This window comes from Cryobacterium sp. Y57 (genome assembly GCF_002929505.1).
In the GTDB taxonomy this organism is placed as follows: domain Bacteria; phylum Actinomycetota; class Actinomycetes; order Actinomycetales; family Microbacteriaceae; genus Cryobacterium.
Genome location: NZ_PJJL01000072.1, coordinates 254,530 through 278,196 on the forward strand (window position 1 = coordinate 254,530; position 23,667 = coordinate 278,196).

A 23,667-nucleotide genomic window follows, 5' to 3' on the forward strand; every position below is an offset into this window, starting at 1 on the left:
CGGGTCGGTTCACAGGAATCGCAGGGTTCATTTTGGTGCCGGGCGCAATAAAGAGCACACTAGAGCCATGACTCACCCGGCTGCCGGAGAGGCAGTAACCAGCGTTCAGCCCACCCCCCCCATCGATTCCGAGGTACCCGCGGCCTCGCCGCAAGGTTTCACTCTCTTTACCGTTCTGCGAAAAGATCCGCAAAACCCAGATGACCTCGATGGCCGCGATGTTCCGCACGCGGTCAACGAGCTCGATGACGTGGTTGCCCTGATCGAAGCCGAGGGCGTCACCGTACGCGGCTTCTACGACGTCTCCGGCTTGAAAGCCGACGCCGACGTCATGATCTGGACCCACGCCGACGAGGCTGAGACGCTGCAATGGGCCAACCGTGAGTTGCGCCGCAGCCGTCTGCTTAAAAGCCTGCTGCCCACCTGGAACGCCATGGGCGTGCACCGCGAAGCCGAGTTCAACAAGAGCCACGTGCCCGGATTCCTCCGCGGCGTAGAGCCCAAGGCCTGGCTCACGATTTACCCATTCGTGCGCAGCTTTGAGTGGTACCTGCTGCCCGACGAGGAGCGCAGCAAGATGCTCGCCGACCACGGACGCAAGGGCGCCGCCTTCCGCGGAGCCCTCGCCAACACCGTCTCGGCCTTCGCCCTCGGCGACTACGAGTGGTTGCTGCCGATCGAGAGTGACGAACTCACCGAGTTGGTCGATCTGATGAGGGGCCTGCGTGAGACCGAAGCGCGCCGCCACGTACGCGAGGAGATCCCGTTCTACACCGGACGGAGAATCTCGACCGCCGAGGTCGTCGAGGTGCTGCAGTAATGGCACAGTATGACGCCGTTCTGTTGGCCGGTTTCGGCGGACCAGAAGGCCAGGACGACGTGATTCCGTTTCTGCGCAATGTGACCGGAGGCCGCGGAATCCCCGAGGAACGCCTCGAGGAGGTTGCGACCCACTATCGCCACTTCGGTGGCGTCAGCCCGATCAACGACCAGAACCGCGTGCTGAAAGCTGCGCTTCAGGTCGAACTCACCCGTCGCGGCATCGACCTGCCCGTGATCTGGGGCAACCGCAACTGGGCGCCATACCTGAAAGATACAATTTCGGACGCCCATAACGCCGGCCAAAATCGTCTGCTCGCGATCGCGACAAGCGCCTACAGCTCCTACAGCGGATGCCGCCAGTACCGTGAAGACTTCGCCGCAGCACTGACCGCCAACGGCCTGAACGACACGGTGCACATCGACAAGATTCGTCAGTTCTTCGACCACCCCGGCTTTGTCACCCCCTTCATCACCGGTGTGACCAAGGGCCTGCAGGACGTTCAACGAGCCATCCCCGGCATCGATGTGGACACCGAGGTCGAGATTCTGTTCTCAACTCACTCGATCCCCATGACGGATGCCAACAAGAGCGGGCCGGCAGAGCGTGGTTTCGGCGAGGGTGGCGCCTATGAAGCGCAGCACCGCGCCGTCGCCCAGGTCATCATGGACTCCCTCGTGGAACCGGACGCTACCGAGGCGCCGCTGAAGACCCAGTGGCAGCTCGTCTACCAGTCCCGCAGCGGCCCACCCAGCATGCCGTGGCTCGAGCCTGACATTAACGATGCGATCGCCCTGCTGCCGGCCCGCGGCATCCGTGCCGTCATCATCGTGCCGCTCGGTTTCGTGAGCGACCACATGGAGGTCATGTGGGACCTCGACAACGAGGCGATGGAGACCAGCGAGAAGTTCGGGATCCACGCCGTGCGGGTGCCGACCCCCGGGGTCTCGCCCGATTTCGTGAACGGCCTCGTCGACCTGATCGAGGAACGTCTGAACGATACCGCGGTTGAAGATCGCCCGGCGAAGACCACGCTCGGCCCCTGGTACGACGTGTGCCGCCCCGGCTGCTGCGAAAACGTGCGACTGGGCTTCAAGCCGGCCGTCGCGGGAATGGCGCCATGACCGTGATCCGCGTGGGTACCCGCGCGAGCGCTCTTGCGCTCGCGCAGACCCAGACGATCGTCAACCGCATCGCGGCTTCGGCTGGTGTCGAGGTGGAAATCGTGCGCGTCACCACGCACGGTGACACTTCGACCGAGCCGCTCTCGAGCCTCGGCGGTACCGGTGTCTTCGCGAGCGCCCTGCGCGAAGCCCTGCTGAACGACGAGTGCGACGTCATCGTGCATTCCTTCAAGGACCTCCCGACCGCGCCTCACCCTGGCTTGCGCATCGGTGCAACGCCGAAGAGAGCGGATGCCCGGGACGTGCTGGTGGCACGAGCCGGCCTCACTCTGGACACCCTGCCTGAGGGTGCCCGAGTCGGCACCGGTTCGCCTCGCCGGGTCGCGCAGCTGCGTGAGCGTCGGCCTGACCTCACGATCGTGGACATTCGCGGCAACATCGACACCCGCGTCGGGCGCGTCGCCGAGGGGGACCTCGACGCCGTCGTTCTGGCTGCTGCCGGACTCGGCCGCCTCGGCCGCCTCGATTCCCTGGCGCCGGAATTTCTCGATCTGTCCGACTGGCCGACCGCCCCCGGCCAGGGCGCGCTCGCGATCGAAGTGCGCGATGGCAAACCCGATCGCCTGCTGGGCGTGGCGCTGGCGACCATGAACCATTCCTCGACCGAGGCGACGATCACTGCCGAACGCACGGTACTGGCCCGCCTCGAGGCCGGCTGCGCCGCACCGATCGGTGCGACCGCGGTCATCGACGATGGCTTGCTGTTTCTCACCGCCACCGTGTACAGCCCGGACGGCTCGCGCAGGATCACCAGCTCGCACGCGGCAACGCCCGATTCCCACTCTGCCCTCCACCTCACCCAAGCCGCGCTCGACGTGGCCGAACGAGTATCCATAGATCTTCTGGCCGGTGGTGCGGCCGAGTTCGCTCCCCTGAAAGTGACTGAGTGACCACGTGATCAATCGACTGACCAAGCCCCTCACGGGCTGGCGAGTTCTCGTTCCGCGCGGCGGACCCTGGGGTGACCAGGTGGCAGCCAACCTGCGCGCCAAGGGCGCGCATCCAATCGTCGCTCCCATGATCAATTTCGCCGCAACCGACGACGCCCCGGCCCTCGACGCGGCGCTGGCCCGTCTCGCCGCCGGCGACTTCGACTGGATGACCATCACGAGCGCGACGACCGTCGACGTCCTGTCGTCGCACCGCGCCGTGGTGGCGCCGGGAACCCGTATTGCCGCGGTCGGTGAAACCACCGCCGCCGCGCTCGTCGCGGCCGGCTACCACGTAGACATCGTTCCCTCCGAAGATAATTCAGCCCGCGGCCTGCTGGAGGAATGGGAGACGGCCACCGCTGGCGTCATCCCGCTGCGCGTGCTGACACTACGCAGTGAGATCGCCAAGCCGTTGCTCAGTGAGGGACTGCGCCGCATTGGCCATGACGTCGAGTCGGTCGTCGCCTACCGCACCATCGGAGTTCCGGTCAGCGACCAGGTTGTCGCCGACGTCAAAGCCGGTCTCGTGCACGCCGTACTCGTGACCAGCGGTAGCGTTGCACGTCAGGTGCGCGAACAGTTTGGAGACATTCCCGAACGCACCCTGGTAGCGTGCATCGGTCCGCAGACCGCCAAAGACTCCCGGGCTCTCGGACTGCGCGTTGACGTGGTCGCCTCTGAACGCAGCGCGGAGTCCCTCATCGAGGCACTCATCGATACAGCACTGGCCGGAGCCGCACCGGCGCTCTGATCATGCAGGTCACGACCGGATAACGAAACGCACAGCCGAGCGGCGTAGGGTACAGGAGTGACCAACCCCGTTATTCGCCCACGACGCTTGCGCACCAGCGGCGCACTTCGAAGTCTGGCCAGTGAAATTCGTGTCCACCCGGCCGAGCTCGTGCTCCCCATGTTCGTGCGTGAAGGCGCTGATGCGCGCCCGATCACGTCGATGCCCGGCGTTATGCAGCACAGCATCGACAGTGCACGCCGGGCCGTTGTGGAGGCGGCGGAGGCCGGAATCGGAGGCATCATGCTGTTCGGGGTACCCGAGGTGCGTGATGCGATCGGAACCGGTGCGACCGACCCCAAGGGCATTCTCAATGTCGCCACTCGCGCTCTCGTCGACGAGATCGGCGACGCACTCGTCGTGCAGACCGACCTGTGCCTCGATGAATTCACCGACCACGGTCACTGCGGCGTGCTCGCGGCCGATGGCCACGTCGACAACGACGCCACCCTCGAACGCTACCGCGATATGGCCCTCGCCCAAGCCACGGCCGGTTCGGCGCTGCTTGGCCTGTCCGGCATGATGGACGGCCAGGTCGCCGCCGTGCGCGAAACCCTCGACGTCAACGGTTTCGAAGACACCGCCGTGCTCGCCTACTCGGCCAAATACGCCTCCGCATTCTATGGTCCGTTCCGTGAAGCTGTCGCTTCGACCCTGGTCGGTGACCGCCGCACCTACCAGCTCGACCCGGCCAACCGGCGGGAGGGCGTGCGTGAAGCGCAGCTCGATATCGACGAGGGCGCCGACATCGTCATGGTCAAGCCGGCTGGCGGCTACCTCGACGTGCTCGCCGCCGTTGCCGCCATGAGTAATATTCCCGTTTGGGCATATCAAGTGTCCGGCGAATATGCCATGATCGAAGCCGCTGCCGCGCAGGGCTGGATCGACCGTCGCCGTGCCGTCGAAGAGTCGGTGTTGAGCATCCGCCGGGCCGGTGCCGATGCCGTACTCACCTATTGGGCCGTTGAACTAGCCACCTGGCTCAAGGAGGAGCGCGCATGACCGACACGATGTCAACTCCGGTTGAGCACGTCGCCACCCACAACGACGAACTCTTCGACCGTGCCCGCCGGGTGATTCCCGGGGGAGTCAACTCGCCGGTGCGTGCCTTCGGCTCGGTCGGCGGCACTCCGCTATTTCTGGTCAAGGCTGCTGGCGCCTACGTCACGGACTCCGACGGCCGAGAGTATGTCGACCTCGTCAATTCCTGGGGCCCGGCAATTCTGGGGCACGCTCATCCCGAGGTCGTGAAGGCCGTGCAGGATGCTGCCGCGCTCGGGCTCTCCTTTGGCGCTTCGACTCCGGCCGAGACCGAACTTGCCGAACTCGTCGCCGAACGGGTCGGCGCGGTCGAAAAGCTGCGCCTCGTCTCGACCGGTACAGAGGCGACCATGACCGCCATCCGCCTGGCCCGCGGCTTCACCAATCGTGACCTGCTGATCAAGTTCGCCGGGCACTACCACGGCCACTCCGACGGCCTGCTCGCCCAGGCTGGCTCCGGGCTCGCCACGCTTGCCCTGCCCGGTTCGGCCGGCGTTACCGCAGCCACCGCCGCGCAAAGCCTCGTGCTGCCGTACAACGATCTAGAGGCTGTGCGGGCCGCTTTCGAGGCTCACCCTGGCCGTATTGCCGCCATCATCACCGAGGCCGCGGCCGCCAACATGGGAGTTGTCGCCCCGGACGCTGGCTTTAACGCGGCCTTGGCCTCGATTGCGCATGCGAACGGTGCCCTGTTGATCCTCGACGAGGTGCTCACCGGTTTTCGGGTGAGCCGCGCGGGTTTCTGGGGGCTGGAGACCAGCAGCCTGGAGTCGGCCGGTGAAGAGTTCTACACGCCCGACCTGCTCACGTTCGGCAAGATCATCGGCGGCGGACTGCCCGTTGCCGCGCTCGGCGGCCGAGCCGATGTGATGGACTATCTCGCACCGACCGGCCCGGTCTACCAAGCGGGCACGCTGTCGGGGAACCCGGTGGCCGTCGCCGCGGGCATCGCAACCCTCAACCTGCTCGACGAGGGCGTGTATGACCGTCTCAACGCCACCGCCATAATCCTCTCCGAGGCCGTTTCGGCCTCGCTCACCGCCGAGGGTGTTGCCCACCGGGTGCAACGGGCCGGTAACCTGTTCAGCTTCGTGTTCGGCGACGAGGCACAGAGGTCGGCCCCGCGCACCTACGCCGACGTGCAGCGCCAGGAGGCTTTTCGCTACGCACCGTTCTTCCACGCCATGCTCGATGGTGGCGTGTCGCTGCCGCCGAGCGTGTTCGAGGCCTGGTTCGTCTCCGATGCGCACGACCAGAGCGCCATCGGACGCATCTTCGAGGCACTGCCCGCTGCGGCGAAGGCCGCCGCTGCCGCGACGCCGCGGGGCTGACTCGGGCAAGCGGATGAGCGTAACCGAGTGAGCACATCCACTGCCGTTGGAGAGATCCTGCGCTGGGACGTTACTGCTTTGTGAGATTCAAACAACAGATTTGAAGCCCTGACCGGGCAGACTGGAACAATGGCTTCCCTGAGCGTGCATTCTGACCGGCTCGAGATCCACCTGACGCGCGCAGAAAGAACCCTCGCGCTGCGAAGGGAGTCGATCGTGGTGCAGCGGGAGAACATCCGCTCGGTGATCATCACCGAGGATCCCTGGATCTGGTTGCGCGGAATTCGTGCCCTCGGCTCGATCGTTCCGCTCGTCCTGGCCGCGGGAACCTGGAAATTTCATGGCGGCAAGGACTTCGTCTCGATCAAACGTCACCGCCCTGCCGTGGTGATTGACCTCGTCGACGAAGAATTCGCCCGCGTCATCCTCACCAGCCAGCACGCGACCGATCTCATCGACTCGCTCAAGCTGCCAGCTTGATTCGGCAGCGGACGCTGCGACTGCGACTGCGGCCGCGACTACGGCTCCGTCACCGCGATCGCAGAGAGATCATCGAAGGAGACCGTCATGGGTGTCGTGGCTGATCCGCTGGTATACGCGGCGAGCCCAATCGATCCGGCCCGCTGCAGGGTGGCTGTTGCGTCTGTCCGGCCCAGCGGCCAGGTCGTAGGCTCCGTGGTGCCCGCAGCCCACACTTTGGCCCGGATCGTCGTCGGTGCCGTCCCGAAAACCTGCAACCGCACGTGCAACTGATCGTTGGTGGCGTAGCTCAGCCCGGCGATAGTGCTCGCTTGCAAAGTGGTGCCGCCGCGCATGAGCTGCAGCTGCACGGCACCCGTTGCGAGAACTTTGACCCGTGCCCGATAGTCGTCGGTGCCAACGCGTCGACCGATCAGTGAAACATAGGTGCCGGCTCCCGTCGTCGCCTGTTGCAGTGACGTGGTGACCGTGACATCGGTGCTCTCCGACGAGACGCCGACCAGATAGCCGTTCGCCGTTCCTCCGGCGGCCACGCGCAGGTGAGCGGCGCCAGCGGCCACCGAATAGTTGCTGACTGTGCCGGTCGTGGTCCACGCGCCTCCGACATCGGCCGAGCCGAGTCCTGAGCTGACGTCGCGAGTGAAGACATCCGTCGCGATCCCGGTGGGAACCGGCATCGGGGCTGAAACGGTGACGGATCGAGTAGTCGTGTTGGTGGCGCCGTCGTTGTCGGTGACGGTCAAGCCGATCGAATAGGTTCCGGCTTCGGCATAGGTATGCTGCCCGGTGGCGCCGTCACTGACGCTATCGTCACCCCACGACCAGGCGAATCCGGTGACGGTCCCATCGGAATCTGCCGATGATGAAGCGTCCGCTGAGACCGCCAGCTGATCGGTGGCGACGGTGAATGCAGCGGTCGGGGCTTCGTTGCGTGGAACGGCTGTAGCGGAGCCCAGTGAGTAGTGCTGCGAGATCACGTCGCCGCTGAGTGGACGGGGATAAACGGCGACATCGTCGATCGTGCCGACGAACCACGGGCTTGACGAGGTCCACGTGTTGTCCCCACCGATACGCCAGTAGCCGAAATACGCCTGGGCGCCCGCTTGGGGATTCGTGCCGACGAGCGCGCCATCAACGTAGAGCGCCAGTCCATCAGCTGACTGCTGCGCGAGCACATGGTGCGCGGCTCCATCGTTATAGGACAACTCGGTCACGATGGTGTTGGCCTGCCCGGTCCAGGTACCGAATACCAGGCGACCGTCGTCTTGCAGGTAGACGTGCCGGTCATAACTGTCCGACAATCCAGTCGACCGGCTGCCGAAGCCGATGATCTTTCCACCCTGCGTTGTCGTCGTGCTGAACCAGGCCTCCAGCGCATAGGTGCCGGGAGCCTCGATCAAGGTGTCACTGCTGACGATTCCGCCGCTAAACGACGCGGCTGTGTTGCTCGTGCCGCTGAGCAGTCCGGCAGCGCCCAGGGTGACCTGGTCGGAGTAGGTTCCGGGCTGGTCGGAGGCCGATGAATCGTTCGCTTTCGTGCCAGTGCCTTCACCCAGACGCCAATACAAATCAGGTTCAGCACTGTAGACGGCCGCGCCATAGGCGTCGGTAGGAGCCGAGGTGATGGGACTGGTCCGGCCGGAGGCGACGAAGTGTGCCAGAATCTGCTTCTGCGTGAGGGGAGCGGAGTAGACGGCGACCTGGGCGATGTCGGCGGCGATGAAGGCGCTTGGGGGCTGGCTGGGCCAGCCAGTGATGTTGTCTCCTCCTATGCTCCAGAAGCCCTGGTAGTCCTGACCCGAGGTAATGCTGGCGCGCTGCGCGACCTTCTTACCGTCGATTATCAGCGACATGCCGGAGCTGCCCAGACTGGCCACTATGTGATGCCACTGGCCGTCGTTGTACGAAGCGGGCGATGTGATCGTCTGCACTCCGCCGGGGTGGACGCCGAACCAGACCCGACCGGCCGTGTCCATGTACACATGCCGGTCATACCCGGTGCTTTGGCCGGTATTACTGTTGCCGAACCCGATGATCTTGCCGCCCTGTGTGGTCTCGGTTTTCACCCAGGTCTCGACGCTGAACGAATTCGAAGGGCTCTGGGCATCGTTGGTCGCGGCGAATCCGGTCGCCGTGCCGTCGAAACGGCTTGCCGTGATGGCAGCGTCTACGATCGCTCCGGAGACGCCGGGGCTGACTCCGGCCTTTCGGGTCAGGTCTGCGCCGCCGGTCCAGTCGAAAGCCGGGGCACCGGATGCCTCATTCAGCGGCCAATACGACTCGGGAGAGTCTGCTAAAACGCTCGCGGAATAGTCGCTGAGCGTGTCGGATGAGATGGTGACAGTGGTCGTGCCACCCGTTTGCGTATTGCCGAACGGGTCGGTGACCCGAATTCGATAGGAGTAGCTCTGTCCCGGGGTGAGTCCGGTGTCGGAGAAGGACAGCGACGGTCGGTTCCAGTCGGAGGAGAGCCCCTGAATTCTGGTGACGGAGACGCCGTCGCGCAGCACGTCATAGGTGAGGCTCTCGTTGTCGCGATCGTAAGCCGACTTCCAGCTCAGACGCGCTGTTCCGCTCACGAACGAGGTGACGGAGGGCAGGAATGCCGATGGAGCGAACGAGGCGTTGGCAACACGCGGTCCTTCCTTATTCGGGGCAATGCCCGGTACGGCGAACCGGGCCAGGCCCTGTTGCCGTTTGTTGTTCACCGTCGTGAACTCTCCGCCGTAGAGCAGATACTGGGTGTCAGCCGTCACGTGCCACGGACCCTGGCCCTGCCCGGTGAAGGTACCGGTGTTGATGTCGGGATAAAACGCCAGCAGGTTGGGCCGAGGTGTGCCCTCAAAGTTGTAGTAGCCGTGCTTGTCGGCAGTGATGACGCCACCGACATCCATGCTGAAGGCAAGGGTGCGGTGGTAGGTCCACGGCTCGGTTTGTTCGAAGCCGTCAATGTTGCCGCAGTAGTGCGCATGCTCGGCCGTGTAGACCTTGTCGCCAGCCGGCACCGCAGAATAGGTGTCGCCATGACAGTCCTCGACCCAGATCAGACTGCCGTCCTCCCAGCTGGCACGGAATGTTCCTTCGAGGTTACCGCCGTCGCCGAACACGTAGCCGGTGCCGAACACCCCTTCGGCCGATCCGGTCAGGCTGAGGATGGCCGCCTGGACGCCGCCGTTTCGAATCAGGCCGTTGACTTTCCACGGCAGAGACGCGCCGGTTGTAGCATCGGTTGCGGCCATGCCGTATCCAGGGTTGGAACTGCCGTTATAGGTCGTGAAGGATCCGCCAATGACGACCTTGCTGCCGTCGGGTGAGGCGACGATGGCGTTGATGCTGCCGCCGGCCGGCGTGCCCGCCCAGGGCAGCAACGCCCCCGTGGAGCCGTTGAAGGCCGCCATCTTGACGCGGGACTGACCGCTAGCCGACGTGAACGTGCCGCCGACGTATACGCTGTTGCCCGCGAAGGTGAGCGCCTTGACGCCCGCGTTGAGAACCGGCGCCCAGCCGGGAACAAGAGCGCCACTCTGTACGTCGAAAGCGGCAACGCGATACCGGTTGACGCCGCTGACGTTCGTGAAAGAGCCACCGGCGAACAGCCGTGATCCGTCGTCAGAGACGGTCAGGGCGCGGACAGCGCCGTTGACATTGGGATTGAAGGAGGCCACAAGAACGCCGGTGGTGAGGTTGTAGGCCAACAGGTTATTGCGCACGACCTCGTTCACGCCGGCGGCAGAGCCGGCGGGTCGCGAGCGGGTGAACTCCCCCCCGACATAAACGGTGTCGCCCACAATAAGTTGGGCCCAGACGACCCCATTGATCTGCGCGGTGGGGAGCGAGTCGGCCGATACCGTCACGGGAGTAGTAGCATCCGTGGGGCGGCTGTCGGCGACGGCGGTCAGTGGCACTGCAAGAACGCTCACAACGAGCGCCGCAGAAGCAACCATGGCCACGAGCCAATTGCGGGTATTCGTTATTTCGCGCACCACCAGAGAGGCCTCACTTTGACTTTCTTCGCAGTCGCAGGGTCGCCACCGCACAGCTCGGAGCTTAGTGAGAGATTCTCAGGGGCAAACTCCCCCATGCGGGGGTGGAACGCCCACCGAATGAGGGAGTCTGGCTAGGTGACGTCTTTTTTGCAGCTCACGGCAGAGCCGATCAGGATCGGACCCGGGCATAGAAAAACCCGGTGCCCCAACCCGGCGGGACGGTGAAGGAAAGTTCGTTGACCGCGGCGACTCCCTATACCGGTGGCAACCCGGCGTGTGCATCGCAGGCCGGCAACGCCTGGGCTACACACTCGAGACAGATCACGAGTTGTTCCCGGCAGGAAAGATCTCCACAATTGGGCATGTTCGTGGTCGGCGCGGCACAGATTTGGCAAACGCCCAGCACGGCAGCGCCGGGAGCGAAATCGATGGACATCCGCTGGTCGAAGACGTAGAGCGAACCAGACCACAGGCCTTCGTTGCCGAAGGTCTCCCCGTAGCGCACAATGCCGCCATCGAGTTGGTAGACCTCGTCGAACCCGCGCGACTTCATCAGGCCGCTGAGTACCTCACACCGGATGCCGCCGGTGCAGTAGGTCACCACCGGCTTGCCCTTGAGATGGTCGTACTTGCCGCTGTCGAGTTCGGCCACGAACTCGCGCGTGTTCACCACGTCGGGTACGACCGCGTCGCGAAAATGGCCGATTTCGGCCTCGAACCGGTTGCGCCCGTCGAAGAAGACCACCTCGTCGCCGCGCTCGGCGACCAGAGCGTTTAGTTCAGCCGGCTGCAGCTTGGTGCCGCCCCCGACGACTCCCGCGTTATCGACGCGCAACTCGCCGGGCGCGCCAAAGCTCACGATCTCGTCGCGCACCTTGACCACGAGTTTTGGAAAGTCCAGACTCTGGCCGCTTCCGTCGAGGCCGGTACCCTCGCTCCACTTGAAATCGATGTTCTTGAACGCGGGGTAGTCGCGCGTCTTACGGATGTACTTCTTGATCGCGGGCAGGTCGCCGCCGACTGTACCGTTCAGGCCATCTTTTGAAATGAGGATGCGCCCGCGCAGGCCGAGCCCGGCGCACAGGTCGCGTTGCCAGAGCCTTACCGCATCGGGGTCGGCCAGGGGGGTGAAGATGTAAAAGAGCAGAATCTTCGAAATGGCCATGGGCTTATTTTACGAGAGTGCACGCATCGTGTGAGCGCACAGCAGAGGCGCCACGCTTCGCTAGAGTCGTTCCCAGTGGCGCCTGCTCGGAAGGTTCCCCGGGTTTGTCCCTCGCTAGCGGCATTCTTGAGCGTGCACAGGAACCGGCGGCGTAGGCTGACGGAGCGCCACAACCAGACGCGCATTCAGGAGGCCATTGTGACCAACGACCCGCTCGCCCGCTTCGGCGAGGTGCCCCAGTTTTCACTCACCAGCAGCGACATGATTGATGGCAGTCCGTTGCGGTCAGCGCAGTACGGTGCCGATGCCGGGGGAGCGGATGTTTCCCCCCAGCTCTCCTGGCGGGGTTTTCCAGCCGAGACCCAGAGTTTCGCGCTCACCGTGTTCGACCCCGACGCGCCGACCGGTTCCGGGTTTTGGCACTGGGCTGTAGCCAACCTGCCGGTCTCCGTCACCGAGCTTTCTGCTGGAGTTCAATCGTTGCCGGCCGGCTCGCTCGTATTGCCGAATGAGCTGCGACTCACCTCATTTTCCGGCGCCGCACCGCCGCCGGATACCGGTACCCACCGCTACCAGTTCATCGTTCACGCGCTCGACGTGCCAACGCTTGACCTCGACCCGCAGTCCACACCGGGCGTCCTGGGCTTCAACCTGCACTTTCACACGCTGGCGCGTGCAGTATTGGAGGCGACCGGGGTCGCGGGTGGGGCATCCGCTGCCTGAACGCCCGGGGTCCGACCCACCTGAAACCGGAAATCAACCCCAAATGGGATTGTTCCCAGCGAGGATTCGGGGGAGTCGACTTATCCTCAATTAATGAGTCAAATCAGCACCACGTTCGACCGGGATCGTCGCAACCCCCCGCACAGTAGTTTCCCGTTGTTGCCAAAACGCACCACGCCAGACCGCACCACGCCAGAACGCACCACGCCGGTACCGGCCTGGCTGCACGGTATCCGTCTACACACCGATGGCCTCACCGTGGACCGGTCGACTCATCGGGAGACCGGGATCCGTCGCCTGCCGGTTTGGGCGTGGCGTGCGCTCATGCTGCGACGGGCGGCTCCGGTGCATAAATTCAACCTGCACCCGATCGATTCCGTCAAGTACGACCTCGATCTGGACTACGTAGGCGACGGCCAGAAGATTCACCGGCTCGACGTACTCGCTCCCAAACGCGCGGATGGTGCGGAACCGTTGCCCGTCTACGTGTACTTTCACGGCGGCGGCTGGACCTCGGGCGATAAAGATCCGCTGACCAAGTACTGCGCGAGTCAGGCCGCCGAAGGCATGATCGTCGTCAACGCCAACTATCGGATGGCGACGCGGTTTCAGCTCAAGCACATGTTGCAAGATGGCAACGCCGTGCTCGACTGGGTGGCCCGCAACATCGCCGCCTACGGGGGAGACCCGACACGCATCGTGCTCGGTGGTGATTCCGCCGGCGGCCACATTGCAGCGCTGCTCACCGCGGCGGCGTTTGAGCCAGAACTCGCCACACACTATGACATCGCACCGCCGGTCGCCCCGCGAAATCTGCGCGGCTTGGTGCAGCACTGCAGCATCGCCGATTTCTCGGTGCTGTTCGACCGCGGGTTTGTACTGAGTCTCAATTTCGTCAGGATGCTGTTGCCCGATCGGGGGCGGGGACTGCATTTGCGCACGGCCGCACGTTTTATGTCGCCGATCGAGTGGCTCAACCGCGGGTTTCCGCCGGTCTTTGTCACGACATCGGAGCGCGATTACTTTTACCGCGCCAATCTCAACTTCATCGAGGCGCTGCGGGCGCGCAAGATTCGCGTCGATACCCTGATTTATGGCCGACAGAGCGTCAACACCAAGCACACCTGGCAGCAAGACGACACACATCCGGAATCGCAGGAGGTCTACCGCCGCCTCGGAGCATTCGTACGTGCTGTCGCGCCGCGCGCGGTCGCTGCACTCTAGGTCAGGACCCGCACGGGTCACCGCGATCACCCCGCCGGTGACTGTGGCACATCGTGCACGCACCCCCTGCTGGGGCAGCGGATGCTGGTGTTCACCCACAACGGACACCGCGCTGAGCGCCGATTTCGTTAGCATCGAGTCGTGCATATGTTCTTCAGAACCCTCCTCCATACCCTGCTGTCAAAGTTCGGCCCTCGGCTCGGTCACTTCGACGTTGCTCGCACCAACTTCGTGACGATGCCGACCGACCTGGATATTTTGCGGCACATGAATAACGGGGTCTACCTGTCGATCATGGACGTGGCCCGCTTCGATATGCTGCACAGAACCGGCGTCTGGGCCATTTTGCGGGAGCGCGGCTGGTACCCGGTCGTGGTTTCTGAGACGATCAGCTTTCGCAAGTCGCTCACGGTCGGCCAGAAGTTCACGGTGGAGTCGCGCATCCTCGGCTTCGACGAGAAGGCCGTATATGTCGAGCAGCGTTTCGTGCGACCGGATGCCGATGGCTCACCTGAAATCTACTCTCACGGCTACATTCGCGGCCGTTTTCTCAAGCGCACCGGTGGAGTGGTGACGATCGACGAGCTGCTTGAGGCGATCGGTGTCGCCCCCGACGATGTGACGGTGCCCGAGTGGCTGCTTGAGTGGAGCCGCAATGCCGCGGCTCCTGCCACGCGAGCCCCCGCGCCGAGCATCTGGAACTAGCTGAAACGGTAGCGCCAACCGCGCCACCAGTAGCGTCAGCTGCGCCAGGGTGGTTCGAGGCTGGCGGTATTGGCAGAGCGTGTCCCCACTGTTGCGTCGTTCTTCATCCCGGTTGCACCAATAGCGGCAGCAGGCGCATGACTAGGCGACGCTCGTAAGGGGTTCGGCTCGCGGGCTCGTGTGCAGCCTTCGAGCCAATGCGTGCGGGTGTGCAGTTGTGGTGAATTCTTGGCCGCCAGCTCGACCGGGCAAGCCGTAGTGATGGAAGATGTTCCCGATTCCCGATTCCCGATTCCCGATCCCCAGGTTCCCGAGCGTGCCCGGCGGCGGGCCTACACCGCCAAGTACAAACGCGACATTCTGACCGAGTGATGAAATCCATGATTTGTCCGTGCCTGGAGGGTTTTTCATGGGACAGCAGGCGCCCCCGATCGCGCCGCCGCCAGGCCGGGTTCAGAAGGGTTTGGTGGGCAGGTATTTTCCGTCGAGGGTGATCACGGCACGTGAACCGCCGTCGGGGTCTTCAACTTTCTTGATGTCCAGCTTGAAATTGATGGCGCTGATGATGCCGTCGCCGAACTGTTCGTGGACCAGGGCCTTCAAAGTGGAGCCGTAGACCTGCATCATTTCGTAAAACCGGTAAACGGTGGGGTCGGTCGGGATACCGCCGGGGATGCTGCCGCGCAGCGGAATGGTCTGTAGCAGCATTGCGGCGTCCTTGCCTAGACCCAGCCGCTCAGCGACGAGTTCCGCAGCGGCTTCGGGCAACGGATGCTGACCGAGCAGGGCGGCGGTGACGAAAACTAAGCTCAGACCGGTGCCATCGGTCAGTTCCTGCCAGGAGAGGTCCTTGCGCATCTTGGCGTCGATGATGGCGGCGGTCAGTTCCTCGCGCGGAGCTGGGGTGTTCTGGGAATGAATCATGGTGTTTTCCTTTTCTTTTGGTGATACGAGGTGGTTAGGCGGCCAAGCCGGATACGGCCGGCGTGGCATGGTCCGGCGAATTGCCCGCGAGTGGGACAAAATGGCCGGTGACACCGTCCAGGGTGTCAATGGAGCCGGTTTCGATGTCGTAGACCCAGCCGTGGAGGTTCAGCCGGTTCTGATCCAGGGCCAAGGCAACGGAGGGATGGGTCCTGATGTTGGTCAGCTGGGCGATGACGTTCCCGCGGACCATGGCCTTCAACGCCTCCTGGGCCGATACGTGGGTGCGGGCGGCATTGACGGCCTTCGCCGCATCGGCGTGGGCAAGCCAATTGGCCACGGCCGGCAAGTGGTCCAGGTTCATGTCCGTCGAGATGGCAGTCATCGCTCCGCAGTCGGAATGGCCACAGATGATGATGTCCGTGACGCCCAGGACGGCGACCGCGTACTCGACTGTCGCGGAGACACCGCCGGGCTCCGGGCCGTAGGCGGGCACGATGTTACCGGCGTTGCGCATGACGAACAGGTCACCCGGTTCCTGCTGGGTCAGCAGCTCTGGCACGACCCGGCTGTCCGAGCAGGCAATGAACAAGGCCTCAGGGTTCTGGGCGGTGGCCAGCTCCTTGAAGAGTTCGGAACGCGCCGGAAAGGCCTCCCGTTGGAATTTCAGAAAGCCATCGATGATGTCTTGCATGGGCTGTCCTCTCGATGTTTGGGGGATAAGTCAAGGATGACGGAAACTATTTATAGTGTCCAAGACCTCTTTATGATGGAATCAATAAGTAATTTCTATAGTTGGAGAATCGTGATGTTGCGCCACATTCGTTACCTGACCGCGGTGGCGGAACACCAGAACTTCACTCGCGCGGCCGAGTCGCTCCGCGTCTCCCAACCGACGCTGTCGCAACAGATCAAGCAACTGGAGAACTCGTTAAACGTTCAGCTCTTGGACCGGTCCGGACGGACCGTGCGGCTGACAGACGCTGGCGAGACCTTCCTGCGCTACACCCGCCGCGCCCTGCGCGAACTCGACGCCGGCACCCGGGCCATCCACGACGTGCAGGACCTGAGTCGTGGATCGCTCCGGTTGGCGATGACGCCTACGTTCACCGCGTACCTGATCGGTCCACTGGTCGAACGCTTCCGCACCCGCTATCCCGGCATCGCCTTGAGCCTCCAGGAGATGACCCAGGACCGCATCGAGGTGGCACTGGCCGAGGACACCCTCGACCTAGGCATCGCATTTGCCGAGGTGCGTTCGTCCGAGATTGAGACCCAGGCCTTGTTCGTCGAAACCCTCAGCCTGGTTGTCGGCAACAACCACCCCCGCGCTGGACAGCAGGCACCCATGACCCTGCGGGAGTTGGAACAGGAGGAGCTTGTGCTGCTCAGTAGCGACTTTGCTACCCGGCACCACATCGACCTGCATTTTCGGGACCACGGCGTTGCCCCCCGCATCGCGATCGAAGTCAACTCCGTCAGCGCGATCATGGAAATCATTCGTCGTGGCCAGCTCGCCACCGTGCTGCCCGAAGCCATTGCCCGCGAACAGCACGGGCTCAACCCGGTTGCCGTGCTGCCTGCTATTCCGCACCGCACCGCAGCCCTGCTCAGAAGGCAGGGTGCGTACATGAGCGCAGCCAGTAGGGCCTTCACCGAGCTGATATCGATGTGGAGCTAGCCGCCTGGCCCCGCCACGGCCAACGAAGTCACCGTCAAAGGACCTGTCCAACACCACCGATTCGTTTTACAGAAAACCAATGCAGTGCTCGTCGGCCATCGCACTGTGGTGCGCGACGGCGCCGGCAGTGGCGATCAAGCCGGGCAAGACGTTGACCACCCGCACGCCTTTCGGCCCGACTCCGGCGGCGAGAGAGCGACTGTAAAAGTTCAAGGCCTCTTTCGATAATGCGAGAACGAGGTTAAAAACATGCCCTTCGTTGGTTCCCGCGTCTGCGTTCGCGATCACGATTATCCGGATCACTGCGTTTGCCAACCAGAGCACGACCATTGCGAGGCTGAGTCCGACTTGGTGTCTGTCAACCCACAAAATCATTCGTCCGCAAGTCGGGGTGTCGATATCTAGGTGACCTCCCAATTCCTACGAGTTTGATGGAAGGCTCCACTCGCGGTCGTTTTTCTGACGGCCGTGATGCCTCGCTGCAGCGCAACCGCGGCCGTCTTGTCAGCAGGCGAATCCGATCGCGGACTGCGAGAATCAATGTATGACTTCCACCGATCCCGCGGCGATACTCGTTGGGCGGGGGAAGGCCTTCGAATGGATCACGCTGGGGTGGAACCCCATCGGTGTCATCGTGCTGGCTTTCCTCGCGACCGTGGCGGCTTTGGTGGTCGTGGTTACCGAAAGACGGGTGGCGTTCATCGACGGTCTCCTTGCCAGCGCGGTGCTCCTCGGATTGGTGCTCGATCTGACACGCGGATGGTGGTGGGCCGACCCGCTCGCGGGTTGCGTCATCGTCTATTACGCGACTCGCGAAGCCCTTGGTATCTTTCGTTTGAACGGGGGCAGCTCATGACAACCTGGTGGACCGTTGTCCTGAACGTGCTCGGCGGATTGCTGGTGCTGTGGCTGGCCCTTGTTCTGGTTCTCTGGGTCGAGCAACGCCGGCAGCCTGGCGGTGCTTCACTTCGTGATCTGCTGCGCCTCGCGCCCGACGTCGCACGGCTGCTCAAACGGCTCGCCGCCGATCGAACCGTGTCGATCGGGGTTCGGATCTGGCTCGCGGTTCTTTTGCTCTACCTGCTGTCGCCGATCGATTTGATTCCGGATTTCATACCCGTTCTCGGTTACGCCGACGACGCCATCGTTGTCGCGATCGCTCTACGATTCGCGTTTCGTCGGGCGGGCAGCGATGCGGTCAAGCGACATTGGCCGGGAACACACGAAGGACTCTCAACCGTGCTCCGACTAACTGGCTTGAAACCCGCGACTTAATGCTCGCGTTCGCTCAAGAATGCAAAGTCGCGCACCTCCAAAGGTTTCGGGTCATGCAGGTTGGCGCTGTGCTAGGGAAAATGAGGTCCGGGCGGTGTAGTGAGTGATAGCGCAGGTCGTGTGGCAATTTGTTCGAACGCATCATGAACTGCAAAGAGCGCAGCATCGCGATTGCCGGAGTCAAGATGAGCTGGTCCGTACGTGACGATCGGTTCCAGAACGTCGTAGCCGACGAAGCGGAGCATTCCCAGATGTATATGGAATAAGTGCGTCTTGAGGACGCCGAATTGGCGGCCCTCACCGAACGAGTCCGGCGATCCTCCGGTAGTGATGAGCAGGACTGCTTTGCGACCTGCAAGGGCAGCCTGGTCGAAGAGGCCGTGATCGCCGCCGAAGACGGTTCCCATGACAAAGACGCGATCAATCCACCCTTTGAGAATGGCAGGGAGGGAGAACCACCACAGAGGGAACGACAACACGAGAAGATCGGCGTCCAGCAGCGCTTCGAGGTCTGCGCGAACTTCAGCCGCGAGAGTTCCGGCGTGTGCTGCGGCCATCTGTTCGGCCTGCGGCTTGAAGTATGTCGAGGCCGACGAGAAGTCTGAGCGATCAAGCACGGGCGACCAGCTTTTTTCATATAAATCTATTGTTTTGACGTCATAGCCCTGGTCTTGCAGGGATGATCGTGCAGACCGCATCTGCGCATTACTGAACGAATTTGGTTCGGGATGAGCGTGCACTATCAAGGCTGTTCGCTTCTCAGTGTGCTCGGCAACGTCCAGAGGTGAGGTCAGACGCACATCGTATCTTCATATCGAAAAATTGCGATACGAGGGTATGAGGAGTAGGAAGTCGGCCATCCGTGGCTTTACAGGTTTCGTCCCAAGGAAATCACGAGCTTCTCAATCTGCGATTCATCGCGACGGTAGTGCGTCCACTTGCCGATCCGGGTTGACCGGACGAGACCAGCCCGTTCGAGGATAGCCATGTAGGCCGAGACGGTGGACTGCGCCAACCCTGCCTTTGCCTGAATATGACTCACGCACACGCCGACCTCAGCACGATCTGCGATCGGCTCATAGTCGGCGAAATCGACCTCAGGATTCTTCAACCATCGAAGTATCCGGAGTCGAATCGGGTTACCCAGGGCCTTGAAAACCTCAACCAAGTTTTCATCTGGCATGGGACCCGGATCCGGCGGCATAAACGTCCATCCAACGTGTCGACATTCCTCGATATTTCGCTTTGATCATACATATTCGTTATGAGATATCTCCGACAGGTACGTAACGACTTCATCGCATCGCAATTGACACCGCAGCCCATGAGCAAGCGCTGCTGTCATGATCAGTCGATCGGGGAGACACGAATGAGGTTGCCATCCGGGTCGGCGACCACAAATGTGCGCCCGAAGACGTCGTCGTGCGGTTCTTCGATAACAGTGGCACCCTTGGCCGTCCACGCGGTGAAGCAGTCATCGACTCCGGATGCTGATCCCGGCAGCATGAGTCCCAATTCGCTGGTTCGCGGCGTCGCCGTCGTGGCTGAGTCGCTGTGGCCAGACCAAAGAGCGAAGAGCACTCCCGGGGCCACCTCGAATGGGACATATCGCGGGGTGATAGTGGCAGGTTCCATCTCGAAGAGGTCGCTGTAGAATCGGGTGGAGCGCTCGACATCGGTGACATAAATGAGGAATAGGTTGGGGGTTGCCATGAGGATCTCCTTGGTTGACGTTCTCGGCCTTACCAAGCCTTTCATCAAATGAAGGACAGACCTTGTCTGGTATCCGTCGATAGTGGTGAGATGACGTCCCGACGCCTGTTTTCGATCATGTTGCTATTTCAGATGCGCCACTAGATGACGGCGCGTGAGATGGCAGAGGAGTAGGGAATGTCGGTCCGGACGGTACTTCGCAACGTCGTGGCACGAGGCGCTTTTTTCCGCTGCCACGAGCGACCGCAGCACGAAGTGACCGATTAGGCGGTGCGCACCGGAACGATGAGGTCCTTGTAGAACTGCGCGTGCGCGGGATAGTAATGCTCCCACTCGGGCAACGGCAGGCCGGCGCGGGAGGCGACCAGTCGATCGAGGTAGTAGTCCCAGCCCGGCCCCATCGTGGCAACCTCTGAGGGGGAACGCAAGCGCTGCCCGAACGTGAGGTTGGTCATGCCGTCACCCTCGACCAGGTGGAACAGCGCGCGCCAGGAATCCTCGCCCTCGCCGAAATCACCGCTGAAGCGGTGCGGCGCCTGGCACTGCCGAATGCTCACGTACTCCCACTTGGCTTCCGGCTCCGCCGTCATTCTGAACTTGACGGCGCCGGTGGCCGGCGAACCGGTGTAGGTGCCGATCCACTTCTCGAGCTCGGCCGGGCGGGTCAGGCTTGCCCACACTTTTTCAATCGGCGCGTTGAACAACCGATTCAGCATGAGATACAGGCCGTCCTCGCGGTGAACGAGGCGTCCGGTGGGCTTGGCTGACATGGTGACCTCCACTGTGAGTGAAACGCGAGTCTTACCTCAGGCTAGGCCACTTTGCGCCCCTCGGCTATGTGTCACAGGCCCTCCAGAACAGACACGGCGGTGATCTGGCCGGCCGGCCCGCTGACCCTGCCAGTGACGGGCTCCGGCCCCACCGAGTTGGGTTTCGATGCGGGGGTGACCGCGGGTGAAAGAGGTCTACGGGATACGGGTCGGTTTCATCGGTACCGTCCCCGCGCAGACCGCTTCGATGGTCTCTCCGGCCGGCATCGCCGACATTGAGTTCGGCGACCAGCTCGAAGCCGCCAACCGGGTGGCCGCGCAGCTTCAGGACGGCAACACGGTCAACGGCGAAGCCGATGTCCTGGTGCTGCTCACCCACGAGGGCGGCGTCGGAACCGACTGCGCCGCGATCGGGGCCGCTGACACCCTGTACGGCGACCTCATTCGCGGCGCATCGGCGAATATCGACTCGATCCTCTCCGGCCACACCCACGCTACCTACAACTGCTCCTACCCGGTCGACGGCTGGACCGACGGACTCGAACGCCCGGTGATGCAGAGCGGCCAGTACGGCATGAACCTCGACCGGGTGAACATCACGGTCGACCCGGCCAGCAAGGCGGTCGTCTCGCTGACCAGCTCCCTCGTCAACCTGAACGACGGAACGACCGGCCTGTTCCCGGCCGACCAGACCGTTACGCAGGTCGTAGCGGATGCGGCGACCCAGGCTGCTCTCGTCGGGTCGGTCGAAGTCGGGGCCATCAGCGCCGACATCACCCGGGCTTACACGGGTGTGGCGGAAGATCGCGGTTCAGAATCGACCCTCGGAAACCTCGTCGCCGACATTCAGCTGTGGGCAACCTCGAACGCGGACTTCGGCGGCGAGCCGGCCGAGATCGCCTTCATGAACCCCGGCGGCGTGCGCACCGACCTCAGCTTCGGTGAAGACGGAAAGGTGACCTACAAAGAGGTCGCCACCGTGCAGCCGTTCGCCAACACCCTCGTCACGATGGACCTCACCGGCACCCAGCTGCAAGCGGTGCTCGAGGAGCAGTGGCAGCCCAGCCGATCCAAGCTGCACCTCGGTGTCTCGGAGGGCTTCAGCTACCTCTACGAGCCCGACGCCGCGCAGGGCGAGCACATCGTCGGCATGTCCCTGAACGGCGTGGCGATCTCCCCGACCGCGGTCTTTCGCGTCACGACGAACTCGTTCCTGGCCACGGGCGGCGATAAATTCACGACCTTCGCCGCCGGAATCAACGCCACGGATACTGGCCAGGCCGACCTCGCAGCCGCTGTCTCGTACTTCGAGCAGCACGCACTCGTCGACCCGGCACCGCTTGGCCGCGCCGTGCTGGCGGGCACTGACTGGGCCAGTGTTGAGGTCGGCGACGCCGTGTTCACCCCGGGCGAGCGGGTCACCGTCACGGTCTCCGGGCTGAACCCCGGGCAAAAGATCACCGGCGCGCTCTACTCCACACCGGTGCACCTCGGCACCTTCGCGGCCAACGCCGCCGGAATTGCCACGTTTTCCGCGGCGATCCCGACCAACACGCCGGTCGGGGCGCACACGCTCGTGATCACCGCCATCGGTCTCGAGCCGATCAGCATCGCGGTCGCGGTCGTTGCCCCCGGCGCGGGCGCGGGCACGAGTGGCGTGAGCGCCCTCCCGGCGCTCGGTGCGTCACTCGCCCCGGCCAGTCTCGCTGCGCTGCTCCTGCTGCTCAGCGGTGGCCTGATCCGGGCCCATCGCAAGCGCCAGGCCCGCTCGGCCTAGCGTCAGAGAGACGGATGGCCCGGCTGTCGTGGCCGGGGCATCCGTGTCTGATCGCGGCGGCGTGTCACACCGGCGCGAGCGGCTCGAACGGGCGTGGCGGCTCGAGCGGGTCGGATTCGGTGGGCGTGGCCACCTTGCTCACTGCCCGGTCGAGGGCGCCGCGCACCGCCACGACGCCCGGACGCCCGGCACTCGAACGACGCGCGGCCGAAAACAGGGTGCGATGTGGTGTGCCGGGCAGGTCGTGCAGCTGCACGGCCGGCATACGACCGGCCCAGACCAAATCGGGCAGAATCCCGACGGCGTTGCCCGATTCAATCAAGCGGATGTGTGCGATTAGGTCGGCGGTCTCGAACCGAACGTCGGGTTCGAACCCGGCCGAACGGCACAGCTGCGTGGCCCACTGGCGCGAGGCAGTGCCGACCGGTTCCATCACCCAGGGCAGGCCGGCGGTGTCCTCGAGCCTGTCGGCGCCAACTCGCGAGTTCTCCGCGGGCGGCACCGCGAGCCGTAAGGCGTCCGTCGCGAGATTGATCCGGTCGAGGTCGGGCCAGTGCGCGCGAGTGTGGCCGGGATATTGCTCGGCCAGTACGAGGTCGAAGTCCCGTGCCGCGACGTCGAACAGGCCACGCTCCGGCTCACGCTCGGTCACTTCGACCCGCAGCGCTGGAAAATCCTCGGCGAGAAAGGTGAGCGCCCGCGGAATCACGGCCAGGGCCGCCGACTGGAACACAGCCACCCGCACGGTGCCAGACACGGTCGTCGTGCTGGCGCGCAGGTCGGCCTCGGCGAGCTCGAGCCGCTCCAGCAGATGCGTGGTGTGCTCGACCAGAATCTCGGCCTGCGGGGTGAGTTGCACCCGGCGGCCCACTTTCTTGAGCAATACGACGCCGGCCTCTTTTTCGAGCAGCGCGAGCTGTTGCGACACCGCCGACGGGCTGTACGCGAGGGCCGCGGCGACCCCGGCCAGGGTGCCGCGAATCTTCAGTTCACGCAGCAGCCGCAACCGCCTGACATCCAGCATGTGTTCCTCCGAACACCTTTCAGCTCAACGAAAGCTAATCATTAGAAATTGTATCGAATACTCTGCACAAACAATTGCTTTTGCTAAATATAGGCTGGTCCCAGACTTGACACACCAGAGCA

25 protein-coding genes are annotated in these 23,667 nt (G+C 63.5%); 15 read left to right on the top strand and 10 right to left on the bottom strand.

Annotation, left to right across the window (positions count from 1 at the left end):
• Positions 1 to 67: 67 nt before the first annotated feature.
• The 7 genes from hemQ to CXY72_RS16860 all read left to right on the top strand — a co-directional run bounded on the left by hemQ (position 68) and on the right by CXY72_RS16860 (position 6,578).
• Positions 68 to 820, top strand: a complete 753-nt coding sequence (gene hemQ, locus CXY72_RS16830) for a hydrogen peroxide-dependent heme synthase (protein ID WP_104128811.1) — start codon at positions 68 to 70, stop codon at positions 818 to 820.
• Positions 820 to 1,944: a ferrochelatase gene (locus CXY72_RS16835; RefSeq protein WP_104128812.1), complete on the top strand. Its 1,125-nt coding sequence runs from the start codon at positions 820 to 822 to the stop codon at positions 1,942 to 1,944. The genes hemQ and CXY72_RS16835 overlap by 1 nt, the downstream gene beginning before the upstream one ends.
• Positions 1,941 to 2,894 carry a hydroxymethylbilane synthase gene (gene hemC / locus CXY72_RS16840; protein WP_104128813.1) on the top strand — a complete coding sequence of 318 codons (954 nt, stop codon included), beginning with the start codon at positions 1,941 to 1,943 and terminating at the stop codon, positions 2,892 to 2,894. Before CXY72_RS16835 ends, hemC begins: the two co-directional genes overlap by 4 nt.
• 4 nt (positions 2,895 to 2,898) lie before the next feature.
• Positions 2,899 to 3,687, top strand: a complete 789-nt coding sequence (locus tag CXY72_RS16845) for a uroporphyrinogen-III synthase (protein ID WP_104128814.1) — start codon at positions 2,899 to 2,901, stop codon at positions 3,685 to 3,687.
• Positions 3,688 to 3,744: 57 nt separating this feature from the next.
• Positions 3,745 to 4,728 (top strand): porphobilinogen synthase, encoded by a 984-nt coding sequence (gene hemB / locus CXY72_RS16850; protein WP_104128815.1) that lies wholly within the window; start codon positions 3,745 to 3,747, stop codon positions 4,726 to 4,728.
• Positions 4,725 to 6,098 (top strand): glutamate-1-semialdehyde 2,1-aminomutase, encoded by a 1,374-nt coding sequence (gene hemL, locus CXY72_RS16855; RefSeq protein WP_233197909.1) that lies wholly within the window; start codon positions 4,725 to 4,727, stop codon positions 6,096 to 6,098. Before hemB ends, hemL begins: the two co-directional genes overlap by 4 nt.
• 129 nt (positions 6,099 to 6,227) lie before the next feature.
• Positions 6,228 to 6,578, top strand: a complete 351-nt coding sequence (locus tag CXY72_RS16860) for a hypothetical protein (RefSeq protein ID WP_104128816.1) — start codon at positions 6,228 to 6,230, stop codon at positions 6,576 to 6,578.
• 38 nt (positions 6,579 to 6,616) lie between these two features.
• Here CXY72_RS16860 and CXY72_RS16865 read toward each other — a convergent pair whose 3' ends face one another.
• Positions 6,617 to 10,522 (bottom strand): LamG-like jellyroll fold domain-containing protein, encoded by a 3,906-nt coding sequence (locus tag CXY72_RS16865; protein ID WP_104128909.1) that lies wholly within the window; start codon positions 10,520 to 10,522, stop codon positions 6,617 to 6,619.
• A gap of 295 nt (positions 10,523 to 10,817) precedes the next feature.
• Entirely contained in the window at positions 10,818 to 11,729 is a 912-nt protein-coding gene (locus CXY72_RS16870) for a rhodanese-related sulfurtransferase (RefSeq protein ID WP_104128817.1), read from the bottom strand.
• Positions 11,730 to 11,927: 198 nt separating this feature from the next.
• Between CXY72_RS16870 and CXY72_RS16875 the strand changes: the two genes are divergently transcribed.
• From CXY72_RS16875 to CXY72_RS19665, 4 genes are all read left to right on the top strand, one after another.
• Positions 11,928 to 12,452, top strand: a complete 525-nt coding sequence (locus CXY72_RS16875; protein WP_104128818.1) for a YbhB/YbcL family Raf kinase inhibitor-like protein — start codon at positions 11,928 to 11,930, stop codon at positions 12,450 to 12,452.
• Positions 12,453 to 12,545: 93 nt separating this feature from the next.
• The gene (locus tag CXY72_RS16880; protein WP_233197910.1) at positions 12,546 to 13,676 is read left to right on the top strand and encodes an alpha/beta hydrolase; all 1,131 of its coding nucleotides are present in this window, start codon (positions 12,546 to 12,548) and stop codon (positions 13,674 to 13,676) included.
• 147 nt (positions 13,677 to 13,823) lie between these two features.
• The gene (locus CXY72_RS16885; protein WP_104128819.1) at positions 13,824 to 14,381 is read left to right on the top strand and encodes a thioesterase family protein; all 558 of its coding nucleotides are present in this window, start codon (positions 13,824 to 13,826) and stop codon (positions 14,379 to 14,381) included.
• 228 nt (positions 14,382 to 14,609) lie between these two features.
• Entirely contained in the window at positions 14,610 to 14,753 is a 144-nt protein-coding gene (locus CXY72_RS19665; RefSeq protein ID WP_158252615.1) for a hypothetical protein, read from the top strand.
• A gap of 81 nt (positions 14,754 to 14,834) precedes the next feature.
• Here the strand turns inward: CXY72_RS19665 and cynS are convergent, their stop codons facing one another.
• Positions 14,835 to 15,305, bottom strand: a complete 471-nt coding sequence (gene cynS / locus CXY72_RS16890) for a cyanase (protein ID WP_104128820.1) — start codon at positions 15,303 to 15,305, stop codon at positions 14,835 to 14,837.
• A gap of 34 nt (positions 15,306 to 15,339) precedes the next feature.
• A complete protein-coding gene (locus CXY72_RS16895) occupies positions 15,340 to 15,999 on the bottom strand; it encodes a carbonic anhydrase (RefSeq protein WP_104128821.1) in 660 nt (219 codons plus the stop codon).
• Between the two features lie 114 nt (positions 16,000 to 16,113).
• Between CXY72_RS16895 and cynR the strand changes: the two genes are divergently transcribed.
• Positions 16,114 to 16,986, top strand: a complete 873-nt coding sequence (cynR, locus tag CXY72_RS16900; protein WP_233197911.1) for a transcriptional regulator CynR — start codon at positions 16,114 to 16,116, stop codon at positions 16,984 to 16,986.
• A gap of 66 nt (positions 16,987 to 17,052) precedes the next feature.
• Here cynR and CXY72_RS19340 read toward each other — a convergent pair whose 3' ends face one another.
• Positions 17,053 to 17,361: an SDR family oxidoreductase gene (locus tag CXY72_RS19340; RefSeq protein ID WP_146071216.1), complete on the bottom strand. Its 309-nt coding sequence runs from the start codon at positions 17,359 to 17,361 to the stop codon at positions 17,053 to 17,055.
• Positions 17,362 to 17,530: 169 nt separating this feature from the next.
• Between CXY72_RS19340 and CXY72_RS16910 the strand changes: the two genes are divergently transcribed.
• Together CXY72_RS16910 and CXY72_RS16915 are read left to right on the top strand one after the other, a co-directional pair.
• On the top strand, positions 17,531 to 17,842 hold the full coding sequence (locus CXY72_RS16910; RefSeq protein WP_104128823.1) for a hypothetical protein: 312 nt from the start codon (positions 17,531 to 17,533) through the stop codon (positions 17,840 to 17,842).
• Positions 17,839 to 18,261: a YkvA family protein gene (locus tag CXY72_RS16915; protein ID WP_104128824.1), complete on the top strand. Its 423-nt coding sequence runs from the start codon at positions 17,839 to 17,841 to the stop codon at positions 18,259 to 18,261. The genes CXY72_RS16910 and CXY72_RS16915 overlap by 4 nt, the downstream gene beginning before the upstream one ends.
• Positions 18,262 to 18,332: 71 nt before the next feature.
• Here the strand turns inward: CXY72_RS16915 and CXY72_RS16920 are convergent, their stop codons facing one another.
• From CXY72_RS16920 to CXY72_RS16935, 4 genes are all read right to left on the bottom strand, one after another.
• Positions 18,333 to 19,061 (bottom strand): NAD(P)H-dependent oxidoreductase, encoded by a 729-nt coding sequence (locus CXY72_RS16920; RefSeq protein WP_370446275.1) that lies wholly within the window; start codon positions 19,059 to 19,061, stop codon positions 18,333 to 18,335.
• 68 nt (positions 19,062 to 19,129) lie between these two features.
• A complete protein-coding gene (locus CXY72_RS16925; protein ID WP_104128825.1) occupies positions 19,130 to 19,465 on the bottom strand; it encodes a metalloregulator ArsR/SmtB family transcription factor in 336 nt (111 codons plus the stop codon).
• Positions 19,466 to 19,608: 143 nt separating this feature from the next.
• Positions 19,609 to 19,974, bottom strand: coding sequence for a VOC family protein (locus CXY72_RS16930; protein WP_104128826.1), 366 nt, complete (start codon positions 19,972 to 19,974; stop codon positions 19,609 to 19,611).
• A 263-nt stretch (positions 19,975 to 20,237) separates the two neighbouring features.
• Entirely contained in the window at positions 20,238 to 20,744 is a 507-nt protein-coding gene (locus CXY72_RS16935) for an SRPBCC domain-containing protein (protein WP_104128827.1), read from the bottom strand.
• Between the two features lie 184 nt (positions 20,745 to 20,928).
• Between CXY72_RS16935 and CXY72_RS16940 the strand changes: the two genes are divergently transcribed.
• On the top strand, positions 20,929 to 22,521 hold the full coding sequence (locus CXY72_RS16940; RefSeq protein WP_233197914.1) for a bifunctional UDP-sugar hydrolase/5'-nucleotidase: 1,593 nt from the start codon (positions 20,929 to 20,931) through the stop codon (positions 22,519 to 22,521).
• Between the two features lie 64 nt (positions 22,522 to 22,585).
• Here CXY72_RS16940 and CXY72_RS16945 read toward each other — a convergent pair whose 3' ends face one another.
• Positions 22,586 to 23,545: a LysR family transcriptional regulator gene (locus CXY72_RS16945; protein WP_104128828.1), complete on the bottom strand. Its 960-nt coding sequence runs from the start codon at positions 23,543 to 23,545 to the stop codon at positions 22,586 to 22,588.
• Between the last annotated feature and the right edge of the window lie 122 nt (positions 23,546 to 23,667).

Bases quoted from the DNA above. Each gene is read 5' to 3' on its own strand.
- CXY72_RS16835 (WP_104128812.1), top strand. From the start codon at position 820: ATGGCACAGTATGACGCCGTTCTGTTGGCCGGTTTCGGCGGACCAGAA.
- hemC (WP_104128813.1), top strand. From the start codon at position 1,941: ATGACCGTGATCCGCGTGGGTACCCGCGCGAGCGCTCTTGCGCTCGCG.
- CXY72_RS16865 (WP_104128909.1), bottom strand. From the start codon at position 10,522: ATGGTTGCTTCTGCGGCGCTCGTTGTGAGCGTTCTTGCAGTGCCACTG.
- CXY72_RS16910 (WP_104128823.1), top strand. From the start codon at position 17,531: ATGACTTCCACCGATCCCGCGGCGATACTCGTTGGGCGGGGGAAGGCC.
- CXY72_RS16895 (WP_104128821.1), bottom strand. From the start codon at position 15,999: ATGCAAGACATCATCGATGGCTTTCTGAAATTCCAACGGGAGGCCTTT.
- CXY72_RS16925 (WP_104128825.1), bottom strand. From the start codon at position 19,465: ATGCCGCCGGATCCGGGTCCCATGCCAGATGAAAACTTGGTTGAGGTT.
- CXY72_RS16945 (WP_104128828.1), bottom strand. From the start codon at position 23,545: ATGCTGGATGTCAGGCGGTTGCGGCTGCTGCGTGAACTGAAGATTCGC.
- hemL (WP_233197909.1), top strand. From the start codon at position 4,725: ATGACCGACACGATGTCAACTCCGGTTGAGCACGTCGCCACCCACAAC.
- CXY72_RS16880 (WP_233197910.1), top strand. From the start codon at position 12,546: ATGAGTCAAATCAGCACCACGTTCGACCGGGATCGTCGCAACCCCCCG.
- hemQ (WP_104128811.1), top strand. From the start codon at position 68: ATGACTCACCCGGCTGCCGGAGAGGCAGTAACCAGCGTTCAGCCCACC.
- cynS (WP_104128820.1), bottom strand. From the start codon at position 15,305: ATGATTCATTCCCAGAACACCCCAGCTCCGCGCGAGGAACTGACCGCC.
- CXY72_RS16930 (WP_104128826.1), bottom strand. From the start codon at position 19,974: ATGGCAACCCCCAACCTATTCCTCATTTATGTCACCGATGTCGAGCGC.
- CXY72_RS16870 (WP_104128817.1), bottom strand. From the start codon at position 11,729: ATGGCCATTTCGAAGATTCTGCTCTTTTACATCTTCACCCCCCTGGCC.
- CXY72_RS16860 (WP_104128816.1), top strand. From the start codon at position 6,228: ATGGCTTCCCTGAGCGTGCATTCTGACCGGCTCGAGATCCACCTGACG.
- CXY72_RS19340 (WP_146071216.1), bottom strand. From the start codon at position 17,361: ATGATTTTGTGGGTTGACAGACACCAAGTCGGACTCAGCCTCGCAATG.
- CXY72_RS16935 (WP_104128827.1), bottom strand. From the start codon at position 20,744: ATGTCAGCCAAGCCCACCGGACGCCTCGTTCACCGCGAGGACGGCCTG.
- cynR (WP_233197911.1), top strand. From the start codon at position 16,114: ATGTTGCGCCACATTCGTTACCTGACCGCGGTGGCGGAACACCAGAAC.
- CXY72_RS16915 (WP_104128824.1), top strand. From the start codon at position 17,839: ATGACAACCTGGTGGACCGTTGTCCTGAACGTGCTCGGCGGATTGCTG.
- CXY72_RS16885 (WP_104128819.1), top strand. From the start codon at position 13,824: ATGTTCTTCAGAACCCTCCTCCATACCCTGCTGTCAAAGTTCGGCCCT.